General features: G+C 44.3%; 1 pseudogene. It reads right to left on the bottom strand.

The features are described 5' to 3' along the window. Positions 1–136: pseudogene (locus tag ACNQO6_RS18570) on the bottom strand (histidine phosphatase family protein); the annotation flags it as partial. Between the last annotated feature and the right edge of the window lie 85 nt (positions 137–221).

Genomic DNA, 221 nt, shown 5'->3' with positions numbered 1-221 from the left:
AAGGCGAAGATTTCAAAGTTTTATTGAGAAACTCACCCGCCGATTGTGACTGTTGCTCACCTTTTGCAGAGAGCTGGTCATAGCTAGCTGCTCCAAAAGAGGCCTGCCCATGTCGCACCAGATAACTTGTGCTCATCCTATAAAAATTTCCTTCAGTTTTGCGCCATATTCAGGAATTAATTGCTGGGCTAGTGTATTGTCCTGTGGAATCACTTTTAGCG

Source organism: Acinetobacter calcoaceticus (genome assembly GCF_051947995.1).
In the GTDB taxonomy this organism is placed as follows: domain Bacteria; phylum Pseudomonadota; class Gammaproteobacteria; order Pseudomonadales; family Moraxellaceae; genus Acinetobacter.
Note: the sequence above shows the minus strand (reverse complement) of the source record. Positions and strands in the feature narration are given on the sequence as shown.